Annotated in this window: 20 protein-coding genes; 7 read left to right on the top strand and 13 right to left on the bottom strand. The window is 72.9% G+C overall.

The genetic code is table 11. The features are described 5' to 3' along the window. Positions 1-22: 22 nt before the first annotated feature. The 8 genes from E1262_RS09590 to ssd all read right to left on the bottom strand — a co-directional run bounded on the left by E1262_RS09590 (position 23) and on the right by ssd (position 5,902). On the bottom strand, positions 23-439 hold the full coding sequence (locus tag E1262_RS09590) for an Rv3654c family TadE-like protein (protein ID WP_132102902.1): 417 nt from the start codon (positions 437-439) through the stop codon (positions 23-25). Continuing rightward, a complete protein-coding gene (locus E1262_RS09585; RefSeq protein WP_132102901.1) occupies positions 436-768 on the bottom strand; it encodes a TadE family type IV pilus minor pilin in 333 nt (110 codons plus the stop codon). Before E1262_RS09585 ends, E1262_RS09590 begins: the two co-directional genes overlap by 4 nt. Positions 769-872: 104 nt before the next feature. Beyond that, a complete protein-coding gene (locus tag E1262_RS09580) occupies positions 873-1,061 on the bottom strand; it encodes a DUF4244 domain-containing protein (RefSeq protein WP_132102900.1) in 189 nt (62 codons plus the stop codon). Between the two features lie 203 nt (positions 1,062-1,264). Next, the gene (locus E1262_RS09575) at positions 1,265-1,693 is read right to left on the bottom strand and encodes a TIGR03668 family PPOX class F420-dependent oxidoreductase (protein WP_132102899.1); all 429 of its coding nucleotides are present in this window, start codon (positions 1,691-1,693) and stop codon (positions 1,265-1,267) included. A gap of 36 nt (positions 1,694-1,729) precedes the next feature. Then, complete coding sequence (locus E1262_RS30245; RefSeq protein WP_162605838.1) at positions 1,730-2,284, bottom strand: type II secretion system F family protein; 555 nt, start codon at positions 2,282-2,284, stop codon at positions 1,730-1,732. Positions 2,285-2,686: 402 nt separating this feature from the next. Then, positions 2,687-3,499 (bottom strand): type II secretion system F family protein, encoded by an 813-nt coding sequence (locus E1262_RS09565; protein ID WP_132102897.1) that lies wholly within the window; start codon positions 3,497-3,499, stop codon positions 2,687-2,689. Beyond that, a complete protein-coding gene (locus E1262_RS09560; RefSeq protein WP_132102896.1) occupies positions 3,496-4,686 on the bottom strand; it encodes a TadA family conjugal transfer-associated ATPase in 1,191 nt (396 codons plus the stop codon). Before E1262_RS09560 ends, E1262_RS09565 begins: the two co-directional genes overlap by 4 nt. An 88-nt stretch (positions 4,687-4,774) precedes the next feature. Continuing rightward, positions 4,775-5,902 (bottom strand): septum site-determining protein Ssd, encoded by a 1,128-nt coding sequence (gene ssd / locus E1262_RS09555; protein WP_132102895.1) that lies wholly within the window; start codon positions 5,900-5,902, stop codon positions 4,775-4,777. Between the two features lie 451 nt (positions 5,903-6,353). Here ssd and E1262_RS09550 point away from each other — a divergent pair, with 451 nt between their 5' ends. After that, positions 6,354-7,163, top strand: coding sequence for an HAD family hydrolase (locus E1262_RS09550; RefSeq protein ID WP_238992885.1), 810 nt, complete (start codon positions 6,354-6,356; stop codon positions 7,161-7,163). A gap of 117 nt (positions 7,164-7,280) precedes the next feature. Here E1262_RS09550 and E1262_RS09545 read toward each other — a convergent pair whose 3' ends face one another. Continuing rightward, positions 7,281-7,730 carry a tetratricopeptide repeat protein gene (locus E1262_RS09545; protein WP_132102893.1) on the bottom strand — a complete coding sequence of 150 codons (450 nt, stop codon included), beginning with the start codon at positions 7,728-7,730 and terminating at the stop codon, positions 7,281-7,283. A gap of 99 nt (positions 7,731-7,829) precedes the next feature. Here E1262_RS09545 and E1262_RS30240 point away from each other — a divergent pair, with 99 nt between their 5' ends. Continuing rightward, on the top strand, positions 7,830-8,744 hold the full coding sequence (locus tag E1262_RS30240) for a hypothetical protein (protein WP_162605837.1): 915 nt from the start codon (positions 7,830-7,832) through the stop codon (positions 8,742-8,744). 261 nt (positions 8,745-9,005) lie between these two features. On the opposite strand, the gene E1262_RS09535 is transcribed toward E1262_RS30240, so the two are convergent. The 4 genes from E1262_RS09535 to E1262_RS09520 all read right to left on the bottom strand — a co-directional run bounded on the left by E1262_RS09535 (position 9,006) and on the right by E1262_RS09520 (position 11,945). Continuing rightward, positions 9,006-9,740, bottom strand: coding sequence for an oxidoreductase (locus E1262_RS09535; protein WP_132102892.1), 735 nt, complete (start codon positions 9,738-9,740; stop codon positions 9,006-9,008). Between the two features lie 163 nt (positions 9,741-9,903). Further along, entirely contained in the window at positions 9,904-10,791 is an 888-nt protein-coding gene (locus tag E1262_RS09530) for an oxidoreductase (RefSeq protein ID WP_132102891.1), read from the bottom strand. A gap of 27 nt (positions 10,792-10,818) precedes the next feature. Next, positions 10,819-11,340, bottom strand: coding sequence for a DUF1707 SHOCT-like domain-containing protein (locus tag E1262_RS09525; protein WP_132102890.1), 522 nt, complete (start codon positions 11,338-11,340; stop codon positions 10,819-10,821). After that, positions 11,337-11,945, bottom strand: a complete 609-nt coding sequence (locus E1262_RS09520; RefSeq protein ID WP_203453715.1) for a PadR family transcriptional regulator — start codon at positions 11,943-11,945, stop codon at positions 11,337-11,339. The genes E1262_RS09525 and E1262_RS09520 overlap by 4 nt, the downstream gene beginning before the upstream one ends. 99 nt (positions 11,946-12,044) lie before the next feature. On the opposite strand from E1262_RS09520, the gene E1262_RS09515 reads away from it, so the two are divergent. From E1262_RS09515 to E1262_RS09495, 5 genes are all read left to right on the top strand, one after another. Further along, positions 12,045-12,770 carry a class I SAM-dependent methyltransferase gene (locus E1262_RS09515; protein WP_132102888.1) on the top strand — a complete coding sequence of 242 codons (726 nt, stop codon included), beginning with the start codon at positions 12,045-12,047 and terminating at the stop codon, positions 12,768-12,770. 113 nt (positions 12,771-12,883) lie between these two features. After that, positions 12,884-13,969, top strand: coding sequence for a FecCD family ABC transporter permease (locus E1262_RS09510; protein WP_132102887.1), 1,086 nt, complete (start codon positions 12,884-12,886; stop codon positions 13,967-13,969). Next, the gene (locus tag E1262_RS09505) at positions 13,966-15,066 is read left to right on the top strand and encodes a FecCD family ABC transporter permease (RefSeq protein WP_238992884.1); all 1,101 of its coding nucleotides are present in this window, start codon (positions 13,966-13,968) and stop codon (positions 15,064-15,066) included. The genes E1262_RS09510 and E1262_RS09505 overlap by 4 nt, the downstream gene beginning before the upstream one ends. Continuing rightward, on the top strand, positions 15,059-15,862 hold the full coding sequence (locus tag E1262_RS09500; RefSeq protein ID WP_132102886.1) for an ABC transporter ATP-binding protein: 804 nt from the start codon (positions 15,059-15,061) through the stop codon (positions 15,860-15,862). The genes E1262_RS09505 and E1262_RS09500 overlap by 8 nt, the downstream gene beginning before the upstream one ends. A gap of 225 nt (positions 15,863-16,087) precedes the next feature. After that, positions 16,088-16,912 (top strand): alpha/beta fold hydrolase, encoded by an 825-nt coding sequence (locus E1262_RS09495; protein ID WP_132102885.1) that lies wholly within the window; start codon positions 16,088-16,090, stop codon positions 16,910-16,912. Positions 16,913-17,060 lie beyond the last annotated feature (148 nt).

The raw sequence follows: 17,060 nt of genomic DNA, 5'->3' as shown, positions 1-17,060 counted from the left end.
CCGTTTGGGCACGACGAGCAGCTCACCCACGCCCGGCCGTCCAGGCCGAACCCGGCCGTGGTGGTCCGGCGCGAGCACGTCGGTCCTGGGCAGGCAGCCACGGGAGTAGCGACGTCGTCTCCACCCACACCTGGACCTCGACCTCCATGCCGTCGAGGACACAGTCGCGTAGAACCGCGCCGTTGGCGTCGGCGATGCGACCGGCGTCGGCGCAAGGATCCGCCGAGCCGAGCGCCAGCTGGTTCGCCGCCGCCAAGGCGGCGAGATCAGCCGCCGCGGCCGCCCGGTGACGAGCCGACTGGCCCGCCGCCAGGACAGCCACGGCCTGCGTCGCGACCATGATCACCAGCACGATCGACAGGATGAGCACCGTCCCCGCGCCGCGCTCGCCGCCGCGCTCGCCGCCGCGCTCGCCGCCGCGGCGCCCGACCGGCGTCATCCGGCCTCGGCCAGCGCGACCGAGCGAGCCGACACCGTCGGCGCCGGGAGCGTGTCGCCCAGCGGACCCGGCATATTCATCCGCACACTCACCTGGACCTCGACCGTGCCGTCGATCTCGTCGACGGTGACATCCGCGCCCTGCGGCGCCGCTTCCGCCGCGACGTCGCGCACCACCGCCGGGTCCTCGCCACGTGCCGCTGCCCGGGCCGCCTCGCGAGCGGCGTCGGTGCACCGCAGGTGCCCTGCGGCGATGGTCACCGCCCAGACCGCCATGAGCAGCACCAGCACCAGGGCCGGAAACCCGGCCGCGAGCTCGGCAGTCACCATGCCGCGCTGTTCATCGGCGACTGACGTCAGACCTCGCGGTCGGCTGCCACGGCCCTCATCGGGGACGACGCCAGGATCGCCCCGAGCCGCGGGTTGCCGGCGGCTCATCCGCCGATCACCCCGAACGCCTTCTCGATGACGGTGCTCAGCAGGTTCTGAACCGGCTCGCTCGTGAGCAGCTTGTAGAGAACGCCGCCGAAGCCGCACGCCGCGACCGTCCCGACGGCGTACTCGGCGGTGGTCATGCCGCGCTCGCTGCGCAGATGACCGAGTCGGCTGGTGACCTTGGACATGGTGGACCTCCCTGGAACCCGGCGACCGGCCGGCGCGGAGCCCGCGATCTGCAGGCCTGCGACCAGGTTCTTCGGCCGGGCGAGCGGATCCCAGGCCCGAACGCCGATTTGGGGACAACCAGCGGAATCCGATCCGCCTGTGGATGGGCGCGGCGCATTCGCGCGATCCGGCCAGGCGAGGACGCCGCCGAGGCGGGGTCACGTCAGGCGTAGGACCAACCGGACCAGGCGATGATCTCGATCAGGATGACCGGCCCGCGCGGAGGATCGGCTCGGTACTGGTCGTAGCGAAGGCTCAGCGCGACGAGCGCGCCGTCGCGGCCGTCGCCGTCGTCGAGGACCACCGCCCGGCCGTCGGCGCGGACCCACCAGAGCTGAGTCCAGTCCTCGTCGTAGTGGTCGCACATGATCGCCACCCGCGGGTTCTCGGCGATGTTGATCAGCCGCCGCAACGCGAGGGTGGTCTTCGGCTTCTGGTCGACGGCGATCGCGATGCGGTCGGTCCCGGACGACGACACCAGCGCGAACGTGACGGGGACGATGTGCGGGTGACCGTCGGCGCCAGTGGTCGCCAGGTGCGCGACCCGGGCAGCCGCCATCCGCTGCCTGCACACCTCCGACGTCAGCCGCATGACGCATCACCGCCCACGTCGAGGCTACCGGCGGGGTCAGAGCAGGAGCGGACCCGAGGTCGCGATGATCGGCACGACGCCGACCAGCACGAACGCCGGCAGGAAGCAGAGTCCCAACGGCGCGGCGGCACGAGCGCCCAGCGACCGGGCGCGGGCCTCGCCGGCCCAGCGGGCGGCGTCGCGAGCGTCGACGGACACGCGCTCCAGGACCGGCGACGGCGACGTCCCGCGAGTCATCGCCGCGGTGAGTGCCCTGGCCAGCGGCCGGACCGCCGGTTCGGCGGCCAGATCGGACCAGGCCCGGCCCGGTTCGACGCCGACACCGGCGGCCGCGGCGGAATCGACGAGGGCCCGGCCGAGTGGTCCGCCGATCGCCGTACCGACGGCCTCGGCAGCGACGGCGGGCGGACAGCCGGCCGCGAGCGCCGCGGTCATGAGGTCGGCGGCGAGCGGCAGCATCGCGACGACCCGTTCGCGGCCGCGTTTGCGGGACGCCGGTTCGAGCCGGCCCAACCCGTACCAGGCGGCTGCTACGACACCGGCACCGACGAGGACTCCCGCCGCGCCGCCGAGCACGAGGAAGGCGGCCACACCGGCGACCGCCGCGGCCAGTCCTCGACCAGTCGTGGGAGCCGCAGCACGGTCGAATCGCCGGGTCGATCCCACCGATCGTCGGCTGGGTCGAGGAAGCCCGGCGCTGCTGAACTGCTTCACGCCGCGACCTGATCGCCTGCCCAGCCCGCCCGCGGCACGAGCATCGGTCTCGGCGCGTCCCGCCGTAACCGGCCGAGTCCGGACCCAGCGGGACTCGGGATGACGCAGAACGGCGCGTAGCCGGGCCACTCCCGGCGCGGGAGCGAGCGCCACGACGGCGGCGAGGGCGGCACACAGCATGGCCAGCAGCGCCACGATCAGCTCACCGCCCTCGCGCCGGGTGACGCGTGCATCGAACCGCTCGGTTCACTGCGGCCGCCGAAACGGCGCCCGACGACGTCACGATTCCCACGATGACCTCGTCTGTTGCGACACGCGGTCGACCCAGAACACGCCGCCTGCGACGAACAGGGCGGCGACGACCAGGCAGCCCAGGCCTACCGGCGTGCCGGTGAGGAAGCCGAGCGCGTCGCCGTCACCTGCCGAGAACAGCAGCAGTGTCGCGACCGGCAGGCAAGCCATCAGTCGCGCGGTCGCCCGGACGGCGGCGAGCTGTGCCTCGGCCTCGCGCCGGACGGTCGCCTCGGCTCGAACGGAGTCGGCCACCGCGACCAGTACCGAGGACAGAGCGGCCCCGGTGCGCTCGGACAGCTCCCAGGCGGCCGCGACGGCTCGTAGTGCGCCGGCTCCCGGCCGTGCGCCGGTTGCTCGCAGGGCTGCCGAAGGATCACCGCCGAGCGCGGCTCGGCCGGCGGCGGGACCGAACAGGTCCGGCCACTCCACGGCGACCGCACTCAGCGCGCCTGCAGGCGGGACGCCGGAGGCCAGCTCGCCCGCGAGGGCCACGCAGCCCTCGGCGACGTCGGCGTCGCGCCGTCGCCGGGCCTGTCGCTGCCGACGGCGGCGCAGCCATGACTGTCCGAACGGGACGGCGAACAGCCCGGCCGCCAGCCCGACCGGTCCCGCCACGGCGAGACCACCCGTTCCGGCCGCGACCGTGCTGCCGAGGAGCACCATGCGCGGCGACAACCTCCGCCACACCTCCGCACGACGAGCGGCGGGCAGGCCGAGCCGGGCCGCCAGCAACGACGGCCGCCCCACCCAGACCACCGCCGCCAGCCCACCCAACACGATCGCCACCAGCCCAGTCACGGCTCCCACCCCCGCCGCGCGAGCAGTTCGGCCAGTACGTCGAACCCCGGTCCGCGGGACACCGCGCCGTCGCCGTCGACCCGGAAGGCCGTCGCCGTTGCCAGTCCGCCGCCGGACGCGCGCACCGTCCGACCCGCGCCGTCGCCGGCCATAACGTCGACCTGTGCGACCCGTCGCCGGCCGCTGTCGTCGCGAACGAGGTGGATCACAGCGTCGAGCGCCGCCCGCGCCTGAGCATGCACGGCCGCCCGGCCCAGCCCAGCGGCCAGCCCGAGCGCCTCCAGTCGCGCCGGGACGTCCGCCGTCGAGTTGGCGTGGAGCGTTCCGCAGCCGCCCTCGTGACCGGTGTTCAGGGCGGCGAGCAGGTCGACCACCTCGGCACCGCGAACCTCGCCGACGACGATCCGGTCGGGCCGCATGCGCAGTGCCTGGCGGACCAGCACGTCGAGCCCGACGCGACCGGCGCCCTCGACGTTCGCGGCGCGGGCCTCGAGCCGGACGACGTGCGGATGGTCGGGGCGCAGCTCACCGGCGTCCTCGACGAGCACGATCCGCTCACCCGGATCGCAGACGCCGAGTAGCGCCTCGAGCACGGTGGTCTTTCCACAGCCGGTCCGCCCGGTGATCAGGAAGGCGAGCCGCGCCCGGACCAGGGCCGTCAGCCACGGCTCCAGTGCGCCGGGCACGGTCCCCGCGGCGACCAGGTCGGCAAGGCTCAGGGCGCGGCCGGATGGAACCCGCAGCGAGATGACGGTGCCGTCGGGAGCGATCGGTGGCACGACTGCATGGAGCCGCACGCCACTGGCCAGCCGAGCGTCGACGTAGGGAACGGCATCGTCGAGACGCCGGCCAGTCGATGAGGCGAGCCGGACCGCGAGCCGCCGGACCGCGGACTCGTCGCGAAACCGCACCGGCTCGCGCCGCAAGCCGTCGCCGTCATCGACCCAGACCTCGTCGGGGCCGTTGACCAGCACGTCCGTCACACCGGGGCGGCGCAGCAGCGGATCGAGCGGACCGGCGCCGGTGATCTCGGCCCGAAGCGCCTCGGTGACCTCGAGCACCGCGGCGTCGCCGAGTACGGCGCCCTCGGCCCGGAGCAGCGCGGCGACCCGGGCGGGCGTCGGCGCTTCCGCGGCCTGGGCCAGAGTGGACCGGATCCGGTCGAGCAGCGTGTCGTCGAACCTCATCGCCCCTCCACCGGCCGCAACGGGGCGAACGTCGCCCGCACCGGTTCGACCACCGATCCGGCCCGGGCGCAGGACGCCAAGGCCCGCTTCATGCGCCGACCGGCCGATGATCGCGAAGCAGCGTCTCGATCAGCCGCCCGCACCCCTGGACCAGCGGCCCTTTGTCGTCGAGACCAGGCGACTCGCCGCGATCGAGTTGCACGCCGAGGCGAGGCTCCGGCGCGAAGTGCAGCGCGAACGGCAGACCGAGCGCCATCGCGACGTCCGGGCCGCTCAGGCCGGACGACGACGGTCCGCGCGTCACCACTCGGACGTCGGCCGCGAGCGTGGTGAGGCCGGCCGCAACCCGCGTGGCCGCCGCGACCGCCCGGACCTCGGCCGGCACGACCAGCAGCACGCAGGCGCACAGCCCGATGGCGTACTCGGCGGCCGGATCCGGCCAGCGCGGCAGATCGAGGACGACCAGGTCGCAGGCCCGCCGGGCCGCCGCCAGGACGACGTCTGCGGCGTCGGGCGCGAGGGTCAGCAGGTCACCGCGGTCCCAGGACAGGACGGCCAGCCCGTGCCGGCCGGGCAGCTCCGACCGCAGCGCCCGGGCGCCGAGCCGGCCCTTGCTGTCGGCGAGGTCGGGCCAGCGCAGGCCGGTGACGTCCTCGGCGCCGAGGACGAGATCGAGGCCGCCGCCGAGTGGATCGAGGTCGGCCAGGATGACGGCCATCCCCTGCCGGCTCGCCGTCACCGCGAGGCCGGTGGCCAGCACCGACGCGCCTGCGCCGCCGCGACCGCCCATGACGCCGACCACGAGCGCCTCGCCGTCGCCGCCTTCCGCCGCGTCGGCGAACCGGCCCGCCAGCCACGGTTCGTCGTCGGGGAAGAACAGCACCTGTTCCGCTCCGAGCGCGACTCCGCGGCGCCAGACGCCGGCATCGTCCTCGCTGTCGCCGATCAGCAGGACGCCGGGGCGGCGCGGCAGCGACAACGCCGTCAGCATGTCGGCCTCGTCGTCGCCGACGACCACCAGCGGCACCTGCGACCAGCGCGAGCGCGCCGAATCGGGACGCCCTGCGACCTCGAGTTCGACGGACGCCGCGGCGGCGAGGCGTAACAGGTCGTCGAGCAGGGATTCGTCGCGGGTGACGACGAGCGGACGCGGTGGCGGCGCGACGTCGATCGGACGAGCCGGCCGATGGCGAGAGCGGGTGGCGGTGCGGGACATGGGGACCTCCGGGGATGGGGCGGAACTCCCTTCCACCCTTGCCTCCGCGAGCCGTTCGCTGGCCGGCCGATCCACGAAATGTGGACAACTCCGCGAATTTCGACGTGCTTGTGGACAACCGCCCTCTTCGTCGACCGGTGCAGCAGGTATGCATGCCTGGTAGAGCGGTAGAACGCCTGGCGAAGCGGGCCGGAAACCGTCCCCGTCAGGCGACGACAGCGGGATGAAACCGGTGCCACAAAAAGACACGGCCCCTGCCGGGTGGGAGGCAGGAGCCGTGCGGGACCCGGCCAGGGGGGCGGGCCGGGTCAAAAGGCGGCGGGGGGGTGCCGCCAAAACGCATCGTCCCCAACGACGACTCGGGCCAAACACACGTGACGACTTTTTAATCCGCACCGTCACGGAGCCGCCTGCGCAGCGCCCAGGCAGGAGATCGATATCCTCGTTCCTCGTGGACAATGACGACCGCACTGCGACCGCGGCGTTCTTCGACCTCGATAAGACGATCATCGCGAAGTCGAGCACGCTGGCCTTCTCCAAGAGCTTCTACCAGGGCGGTCTGATCAACCGTCGAGCTGTGCTGCGCAGTGCGTACGCCCAGTTCGTCTACCTCGTGGGCGGCGCCGACCACGATCAGATGGAGCGCATGCGCGAGTACCTGTCCGGCCTGGTCACAGGCTGGGACGTGCAGGTGGTCAAGGACATCGTGGCCGAGACGCTGCACACGATCGTCGACCCGATCGTGTACGACGAGGCGGTCACGCTGATCGAGGAACATCACCTGGCCGGCCGCGAAGTGGTCGTGGTGTCGTCGAGTGGCGCGGAGGTCGTCGAGCCGATCGGCGACATGCTCGGCGCCGACCGCGTCATCGCGACCCGCATGGTCGTCGGCGACGACGGCAAGTACACCGGCGAGATCGACTACTACGCCTACGGCGACAACAAGGCCGAGGCGATCCGCGAGCTGGCCAAGGACAAGGGCTACGACCTCAGCCGCAGCTACGCCTACACCGACTCCGCGACCGACCTGCCCATGCTCGAGGCGGTCGGCCACTCGTACGCCGTCAACCCCGACCGCGCGCTGCGCCGCGCCGCCGCCGACAACGGCTGGCCCGTCCTCGTCTTCTCGAAGCCGGTCGCGTTGCGCCAGAGGGCATCGATCCGCGACGCGCCGAAGCCGGCCATCGCGGCGGCGGCGATCAGTGCGGGGGCGGCCGCCGCGGGGCTGGCCTGGTACGCCGTCCGGCGGCGCCGCTCCTGAGACCTTTGGATCGACGGTATCGGCTGCGGGCGTGCTGCCCCTCGAGCTCGAAGACAGCCGGGCGACCGTCCGCTGCAGCCGCGGCGTCCCGACGGCTCCACCCGTCGCCGATGAGAGTCAGCCGCCGAGTTCGCGTGCCTTGTCGCGGTAGTACGCCGCCTCGTCGTCGCGGCCGAGTTCGTAGAGGACCTCGCCGAGGCGGGCCATTGCGGGGACGTGGCCGGCGTCGGCGGCGCGGCGGTAGAAGCGTTCCGCCGACTCGAACTCCCGTCGCTCCACGTAGGCGTCGGCGAGGAACATCCAGTTGGAGATGTTGCCCGCCGAGGGATCGGTGACCTGTCCGGAGTCGGCCGCCTGGTCGGTACGAACAGGCTGCTGCGCAAGCGCCCGCGAGCCGACGACGAGCGCCGCGGAGATGACGCCGCAGGCCGCGAGGATCGTGGCCGAGGTCGCGGTGGAGATCTGAATGTCCATCGCGATCGCCACGATCAGCGCTGCAAGCAGCGCCACGACGCCGGCCAGAACGATCCACATGACGTATCTGAGCCGGTTCCCCCGGTTCACCATGGTTTCCGATCATGGCCCCGATATGCAGACCTCGCAAACGGAACGAACCGTGACCGCCGCGTGATGTCCCGATCAGCAGGTCGGGGCCACAATCGGTCCATGGAGGCCGACGACGAACGAACCGTGCCCCTGGAGCTGGGCACCGTCGGTCCGGCGTCCACCGATGACGACGGCGAGTCCGCCGGCCCGACGCCGCGATGGCGGCTGTGGGCCGGACTCGGCGCGGCGCTGGTCGTAGGCGCCGTCGTGGGCATCGTCGCCAACAACGCCCGCAACGACGCCGCGGAGTACGCCGAGGTCGACCTCGTCCGCGGCACGGTCGACGTCGAGTACGGCTCGCCGCTGTCCTCCGACGCGCAGCGGCTGTACATCAACCTGATCAACACCGGCCCCCGTGAGCTGGAGATCCTCTCCATCGACGTCGACGGCTTCCGGTCGGTGGACGCCGAGGGTGGAGACGACCCCGTCACGGCGGCACCGGGTGAATGGGTCCGCGTGGAGACCACCGTCGAAGCCGACTGCACCACCCGTCCGCCGGGAACGCTGCAGGTCCACGTCCGCACCGGCTCAGGCCGGCAGTCGGTCGTCGTGACCGGCCAGCCGGGCGACGACCAGCTGATCTGGGCCTGGCAGGGCGGCTGCGAGTCCGACAGCGGCACCGGCGTCTTCATCGGCGACACCCGCACCGTCTCGTCCGACGCCAGCGGCGCGCACATCGTCCTGCCGGTGACCAACGGCGCCGACGAGCCGCTCACCGTCACCGCCATGGAGACCACGACCCCGGGCTTCGCCATGACCACCGACCCGCTGCCCATCGATGTCGAGGCCGGCCAGACGGTGCAGGTCGAGACGCTGTGGACAGTCACCGACTGCGAGGGCGCCGCCCGATTCGCCGAGGCGACCGTGGCGGTCAACATCCGGAACGAGAGCATGGACACTCGTGTCTCGCAGCCGCTGGGTAACCCAACGCTGATCGAGTTGGTCCGCCTGGCGGTCCGCGTCTGCGAAACGTAAAGATCTGCCCATTGCCCTTTCGCCCAGCCCCCGCGATGACCTAGAAACGAAGTACGGACCGCAAGGTCCACAGCACGGCGGAGGGGAACCCACGCGGCGATCCACCCATGTACGGGCAGTCGTCCCCGGGAATGCCGGGGCGACGGACGCGATGCACGCTCTGGTAACCCGTCTTAGCCGTGTCAGCGGCGGCGCCCTACCTCACGCGGGGCGCCGCTCGCACGTGCGGGACGCCCCTCGGTAGACACCGCACCAGCGGAATCAGCCGGCCTCGGAGGCTGCCGTCCGCACCTGCTCGGCCAGCGTGAGCCCGACCTCGGCGCCGCGCGCATACGCGCCGGCGCACTGACGGATCCACGCACCCACCCCGTCCAGCGCGCCGCCGGCATACGCCTGCGCCAGCGGCACATACGCCCGCTCGAGCGCGAGGTGCCCGGCCTCCGGGACACTCACCGCCTTGGTGTCGACCCCCGACGCGACCAGGACCACCCGTTCCGCTGCTCGCGCGACCACGCCGTCCGCGATCCCGAAGGTGCGCAGTGCCAGCAGCTCTCCGTGCACGAGCGCCGCCACCACCACACCCGGCGCCGCCGTCCGGGCGGTCACCAGGCGCAGCAGCTGGTCCAGCCGCACGGCATCCGCCGACGCCCGCGGCCGCCCCAACTGATCGGCATCGGAGACCAGATCGCGTGCGGCCAGCATGTGCAGCCGAGCCAGCGCCTGCCGGGGCGAGCGTCCCCACACCTGGGCGAGCTCGGGCACCGCCGCCGTGACCCGCAGCGCACCCTGCAGCACCGGATCGTCGACGGCGTCCGGGTCGCCGCCGTCGAGCGCGGCCGACGCCTGCGCACCGCGTAACGCCGACAGCGCCGCCACCCGGCCGGCGTCGCGGCGCAGGGCCGGGTGCCGCAGCAACGCGTCGACGGAGCTGCGGGCCTGCGCGGCCGCCGCTCCCACGCCGGTCAGGGTGAGCACCCCCGCGAGCGGATCGTCCATGCGGCCAGCCTAGACAGGCGACTCGTCGGTGGTGTGGCTGCGGGCGGAGGGGTTCGAGCACGCGGGCGCGTTCCAGCGGACGCCGCTGCTGTCGCTGGCCGCGGTGCTGGCCGAGTCGCCGGTCGACCTCGGCTGACGGAGGGCCCCGGCCCACAGACCACGATCACCGGACATCGCCGGGCGGCTGGATGGCGTAGCGGACGCCGGTCAGCTGCTCCGAGCGCTTCCACAGCCACGCGGCGCGATCGGCGTCGCGTGACCGGAGGCTGGTGCCGACCACCGCCGGATGGCCGCGGCGCTGCAGGAACCCGTCCGGCCCGATGCACACACCACCCTGGACATCCGGTGCGGTCGCCGCGTACAGGATCGGCAGCGCCCCCATCTCCGGGCTCTGCGCCGGCCCGCCGGCCAGCAGCTTTCCCTGCAGCGAGGTGTCGCGGCGCTGTCCCTCGGTCGCGGCGACCCCCGGATGAGCGGCGACGGACACCGTCCGCCGGCCCGCCCCGGCGAGTCGCCGCTGCAGCTCGAACGCGAACAGCAGGTTGGCCAGCTTGGACTGTGCGTAGGCCAGCCAGCGCTGATAGCGGCGGCGCTCCCAGTTCACGTCGTCGCGGACCCGGCCGAGCACGTGCAGTCCGCTCGCTACCGTGACTACCCGGTCGCGCACCCGGTCGGCCAGCAGGCCGGTCAGCGCGAACGGCCCGAGGTGGTTCACGCCGAGGTGCCGCTCGAAGCCGTCGGCCGTGGCGCCGCGCGGCACCGCCATGACACCGGCGTTGTTGATCAGCACGTCGACGTCGCGATCGAGGCCGGCGGCGAACGCCCGCACCGATGCCAGATCGGCCAGGTCGAGCCGGCGCACCTCGATGGCGCCCGCGATCCCGTTGGCCGCGGCCCGCGCCTTGTCCGGGTCGCGGCACGCCATGATCACCGTCGCGCCGGCGCCGGCCAGCACCCGGGTCGTCTCGGCGCCTAGTCCGCTGGTCGCGCCGGTGACGACCACCGTGCGTCCGTGCTGGTCGGGGACGTCCGCCGCCGTCCATCCGGTCATCTCGCGCCTCCCGGCCAGCAGATCGGGCTAGCGGCCGGACGCCCAGCCGTTGCGCGGCTGCGGGCCCCAGCCTGGACGGGCCGGCGGCCAGTCACGGCGACCGGAGAACCGGTCCTCGCGGCTCGGCGGTCCCCAGCCGGACCGGGTGCCGCCGCCGTCGTGCCAGTGCCAGTGCCGACGCCGCCAGGGCGGCCCGCCGAAGAGGAACAGCATGCCGAAGACGAACAGCAGCCACGGCGCCGTCGCGACGATCAGGAACAGCAGCCCGCCGAAGGCCATCATCGCCAGCGGCAGCGTGACCAGAAGGCGAGGCAAGGGCCGGGGTCCGCGCGCCCGCGGCCGTGGCTCGGACTCGAACCGGACGGCGACCGGCTGCGGCAGGTCGGTGAAGAGCTCGTCCAGATCGTCGGCGTAGCGTGCGGACCACGCGCGGCCGGACCGCTCGTCGAACTCGTCCTTGGTGAGCCGGCCCGCGGCGAAGTGCTCGCCGAGGGCCGCCACAGCGGCGTCGCGCTCGGCGTCGCCGACCCGGAGCGCCGGCCCGCTCATCGGGGACCGCCTTCGTTGTCGTCGTCGCCGTCGGCGAGGATGCCGTACAGCTTGCGCCGGGTGTCGGACAGCACGTCGCGGGCGCGAGCCTGCTGGTCCGCGCTGCCGGTCGCCATGATCTGCCACAGCGCCGACGCCGTCTGGCCGATCAGCGGACGCAGCCCGGCCGCGTCCTCACCCTCGGCGCTCGCCGACATCGACTCCCACGGCGCGTTGACCTCGGCGGCGTGCGCCCGGACGTACTCCTCGCCCTCCGGCGTGAGCCGGAACGTCCGCCGTCCGTTCTCCTCCTCGGCGCGGACCAGGCCCTCGTCCTCGAGCTGCTGCAGCGTCGGGTAGATCGAGCCGGGGCTCGGCTTCCACATGCCGCCGCTGCGTTCGGCGATCTCCTGGATCATCTGGTAGCCGTTCATCGGCCGGTCGGCCAGCACCCCGAGGATCGCCGCGCGGATGTCGCCGCGACGCGCCTTCGGACCCCGTCGCGCCCAGGGCGGCGGCCCGCCCCACGGGCCACCGCCCCACGGCGGTCCGCCCCAGGAGCCGCGGCCCCCTCCTCCGAACATGTCCCACGGCCCGGAGCCGTGACCTCCGCGTCGTCCGTGCATCGTGTTCACCCACTCTCCCATCGAAACGGTCGCGATATTTAGACGATATATCGCGACCGTTCCGACGACAACCCCCCGCGACGGAGTTACAGTCACGGGGTGACGACCGACGAGTTCCACCTGCGGGCCACCTCCTTCGGCGGCGTCGCCGACCTGTACGAACGCACGCGGCCCGGCTACCCGGACGAGGCGGTGCGCTGGCTCACCGGCGACCGGCCCGTGCGCGTCCTCGACCTCGGCGCCGGGACCGGCAAGCTGACGAGGTCGCTCGTCTCCGCGGGGCACGACGTCGTCGCGGTCGACCCGTCCGAACCGATGCTCGCCCGGTTGCGAGCCGCGCTGCCCGACGTCGACGCACGGGCCGGGTCGGCGGAGCGGCTGCCGCTGGACGACGCGACGGTCGACGTGGTGACGGCCGGTCAGGCGTATCACTGGTTCGACCCGGCGTCGGCGCTGCCCGAGATCGCGCGCGTGTTGCGGCACGGCGGACGGCTCGGCCTGGTCTGGAACCTCCGCGACGACTCCGTCGGGTGGGTGGACGAGCTCTGGTCGATGTTCGGCGACCACGAGGTCCGCCGAGCCGACGACCCGCAGGTGATCCCGCCGTTCGGGCCGGTGGAGCAGCGGACGTTCCGGCACGAGCAGCGGCTGGACCGCGACGGCCTGCTCGGCCTGGTCGCGTCGCGCTCGTACATCGCCATCCTGGCCGCACCGCAACGGGACGCGGTGCTCGCCCGCGTCGGCGCGCTCTACGACCGCGTCGCCGGCCCGGACGGCCTCGTGCTTCCGTACCTGACGCACTGCTTCCGCTCAATGCGCGGCTGACGCCCGCCGCGACTGACGGCGGCGGCGCCGGACGCGGCTGCGGACAATCTGCTCCGGACGTGGACGGACGGGACGGATTCGCGCGCCGGGGCGAGTAAGGTTAGCCTCTGCTCATGCCCGCTCCCGTCGTCGACCGGCCGCCCGAGCCGCCGTCCGGCGGCACCGCGGCCGACGCCGCCACTGCGGCAGCCGGGCTTGTCCGCACGACCCGCGGCCGGCTGCTGTGGCTGGCGGTCTGCGCGACGGTGCTGGCGGTGACCTGCCTGGCCAGCATCGCGATCGGCGCGAAGTACATCCCGCTGGACGACGTCGTGCGGGCGCTGTTCGACTCCGGCGACGCGAACAACCAGGTCATCGTCGGGGACATGCGGGTGAACCGGACGCTCCTCGGCGTGATCTGCGGCATCGCGCTCGGCCTGGCCGGCGCGCTCATGCAGGCGCTGACCCGCAACCCGCTCGCCGACCCCGGCATCCTCGGCGTCAACGCCGGCGCCACGTTCGCCGTCGTGCTCGGCGTGACGCTGTTCGGGTCGATGAGCCTGTACGGCTACATCTGGTTCGCCTTCGCCGGCGCGGCGCTCGCCAGCATCGTCGTCTACGCCCTGGCCTCGGTCGGACGGGGGCAGGCGTCGCCGGTGCGGCTGGCGCTGTCCGGCATCGCGCTGGCGGCGGTGCTTCTCGGGTTCACCCAGGCCATGGTGATCATGGACCCGGAGGTGCTCGACGTCTACCGGTTCTGGCAGGTCGGCTCGCTGGCCGGCCGCGACGCCGGGACCGTCGGCTCGGTGCTGCCGTTCGTCGTGGTCGGGGTGCTGCTCGCGCTGGGACTGGCCCGGACGCTGGACGCGATGGCGCTCGGCGACGACACCGCGGCGGCGCTCGGCGTCAACGTGCTGCTGTCCCGGGTGATCGGCGTGCTTGCGGTGACGCTGCTCTGCGGGGCGGCGACCGCGGCGATCGGGCCGATCGCGTTCGTCGGGCTGATGGTGCCGCACATCGTGCGCGCGTTCACCGGCCCGGACCAGCGCTGGATCCTGCCGTTCTGCCTGGTCGTCTCGCCGATCCTGCTGCTGGCGTCGGACATCGTGGGCCGCGTCGTGCTCGGGACCGGCGAGCTGCAGGTCGGCATCGTCACGACGGTCATCGGCGGCCCGGTCCTCATCGTGCTGGTCCGCCGCCGCCGGATGGTGTCGTCGTGACGGCCCCGACCACGCCCGCCGCCACTCGCCGGCGGCTCGCCGTCGCACCGACCGACCTGTCGCCGACCGGCTACGTGCTGCGCGCGCCCGGCGAGCTGTCCGTCCGGTTCGACCGCCGGGTCGTGCTGATGTGCGGGCTGCTCGTCGCGGTGCTGATCGCGGTGTTCGTGACCTCGCTGGCGGTCGGCGACTTCACCATCTCGCCGGGCGACGTGATCCGGACGCTGTTCGGGAATCCGACGGACCCGCTGGCCGACTTCATCGTCAACGGCCGCCGGCTCCCCCGGGTGCTCGTGGCCTTCCTGGTCGGCGGCGCGCTCGGCGCGTCGGGCGCGGTGTTCCAGAGCCTGTCGCGCAACCCGCTGGGCAGCCCCGACGTCATCGGCTTCACGTCCGGCGCGTCGGCCGGTGCCGTGTTCGTGATCCTGGTGACCGGCGGCAGCATGCTGCAGGTCGCCGGCGGCGCCGTCGCCGGCGGACTGGCCACCGCGGTCGCCGTCTACCTGCTGGCCTACAAGCGCGGCGTCCAAGGGTTCCGGCTGATCCTCGTCGGTATCGCGGCCGGCGCCATGCTGACCTCGGCCGTTCATTACATGCTCATGCGGGCCGAGCTGATCCAGGCGGCGAGCGCGCAGGTCTGGCTGACCGGGTCGCTGAACACCCGCGCATGGGACCACGTCGTCGCCGTCGGCATCGGCGTCGCCGTGGTCGTGCCGCTGCTCGCCGTCCTGTCCCGGCCGATGCGGCTGATCGAGATGGGCGACGACGCCGCGACCGGGCTCGGCGGCAACGCGGAGCGGACCCGGCTGGGCATGCTCATCGCCGCGACCGTGCTCGCGGCCATCGCCGTCGCGGCGGCCGGGCCGATCGCGTTCATCGCACTGTCCGCACCGCACCTGGCCCGGCGGCTGACGGGGGCGTCCGGCGCAGCGGTCGGCGCGGCGGCGCTGATGGGCGCCGTGCTGCTGGGCGCCAGCGACCTCGTCGCCCAGTGGGTGCTGCCGACGCCGCTGCCGGTCGGCGTGGTGACGGTGTGCATCGGCGGTCTCTACCTCGTCTGGCTCCTCGCGCGGGAAGGGCGGCGCAACCATGTCTGAACCCCGGCTGCACGGGAACGACCTCACGCTCGCCTACGACGAGCGGGTCATCTCCCGCGAGCTGTCCGTGTCGATCCCCGACGGGTCGTTCACGGTGATCGTCGGACCCAACGCCTGCGGCAAGTCGACGCTGCTGCGCGCGCTGGCCCGCATGCTCAAGCCGTCGGCCGGGGCGGTACACCTGGACGGGCAGCTGATCACCCAGTACTCGACGAAGGAGGCGGCGCGCCGGCTCGGCCTGCTGCCGCAGTCCTCCATCGCGCCCGAGGGCATCACTGTCGCGGATCTCGTCTCCCGCGGCCGATACCCGCACCAGCGGCTGTTCCGGCAATGGTCCGCGGCCGACACCGCGGCGGTCGCCGAGGCGATGGCGAACACCGGCATCACCGACCTGCGGCACCGCCAGGTCGACGAGCTGTCCGGCGGGCAGCGCCAGCGGGTCTGGCTGGCGATGGTGCTGGCGCAGCAGACACCGATCCTGCTGCTCGACGAGCCGACGACGTTCCTCGACATCGCGCACCAGATCGAGGTGCTCGACCTCTGCCACGACCTGCACGTCTCGCACGGCCGCACGCTGGTCGCCGTCCTGCACGACCTCAACCACGCCTGCCGCTACGCCACCCACCTGATCGCCATGCGCGACGGCGAGATCGTCGCGGAGGGCGCGCCCGCGGCCATCGTCGACGAGACCCTCGTGCGCGACGTGTTCGGGCTGGCCTGCCGGATCATCGACGACCCCGAGACCGGCACGCCGCTGGTCATCCCCGCCGCCCGCCAGCCCGTCGGCGCCTCCTAGCGCACGGTCCGCGCGCCGCCCGATACTGCTCGACCGCTGGGGCTGTCGGAACCGGCGGGAGCGCCGTTAGTGTGTCGTGGGGGTGGCAAGTCCACTGCACCCGTTGCCGACAAGGGGTTTCCGGTCCGCGGACGAGCGGCGCCGCGCCCAAGGCCGAGGTGTGCTGAGGAGCCTGGGTCTGTTCGAGTCATGCCTTCGACGACCTGCTCCGAAGAGGGGGCAACCGTGGGAACGATCACCACCAGCGACGGTACGGAGATCTTCTACAAGGACTGGGGCGAGGGCCAGCCGATCGTCTTCAGTCACGGCTGGCCGTTGTCCGCCGACGACTGGGACAACCAGATGCTGTTCTTCCTGTCCAAGGGGTACCGCGTCATCGCCCACGACCGCCGTGGTCACGGCCGGTCAACACAGACCGGCGACGGTCACGACATGGACCACTACGCCGACGACCTGGCCGCGGTCGTCGAGCACCTCGACCTGCACGACGCGATTCACGTCGGCCACTCGACCGGTGGCGGTGAGGTCACGCACTACCTGGCCCGGCACGGCGAGGGACGGGCCGCCAAGGCCGCACTGCTCTGCGCCGTACCGCCGCTGATGATGAAGACCGCCGCCAACCCGGAGGGTCTGCCCAAGGACGTCTTCGATGACCTGCAGGCGCAACTGGCCGCCAACCGCTCGCAGTTCTACCGCGCGCTTCCGGAGGGTCCGTTCTACGGCTTCAACCGGCCCGGCATGCAGTCGTCCGAGGCGATCATCGCGAACTGGTGGCGCCAGGGCATGATGGGCGGTGCGAAGGCACACTACGACGGCATCGTCGCGTTCTCGCAGACCGACTTCACCGAGGACCTGAAGAAGATCTCGATCCCGGTCCTGGTCGTCCACAGCAAGGACGACCAGATCGTTCCGTACGTCGCCTCCGGCCCGAAGTCGGCCGAGTTGCTGAAGAACGCGGTCCTGAAGACGTACGAGGACCTCCCCCACGGCCTGCCCACCACGCACGCCGACGTGGTCAACGCCGACCTGCTGGAGTTCTTCCAGTCGTAGGCCGGCCCCCTTCCGCCCCGGCCGGCCAGGCGGGCTCGAGGGCGACCAGCTCGTGCAGCGCGGTGAGGAAGGCCTGGACCGGCAGCGGCGCCGGCGAGGCGGAGCTGCGCCGTGCACCTCGCTGGGCGTTCTTCCGCTCGGCGAAACA

The sequence above is a fragment of the Jiangella aurantiaca genome (genome assembly GCF_004349105.1).
Classification (GTDB): Bacteria; Actinomycetota; Actinomycetes; order Jiangellales; family Jiangellaceae; genus Jiangella; species Jiangella aurantiaca.
Note: the sequence above shows the minus strand (reverse complement) of the source record. Positions and strands in the feature narration are given on the sequence as shown.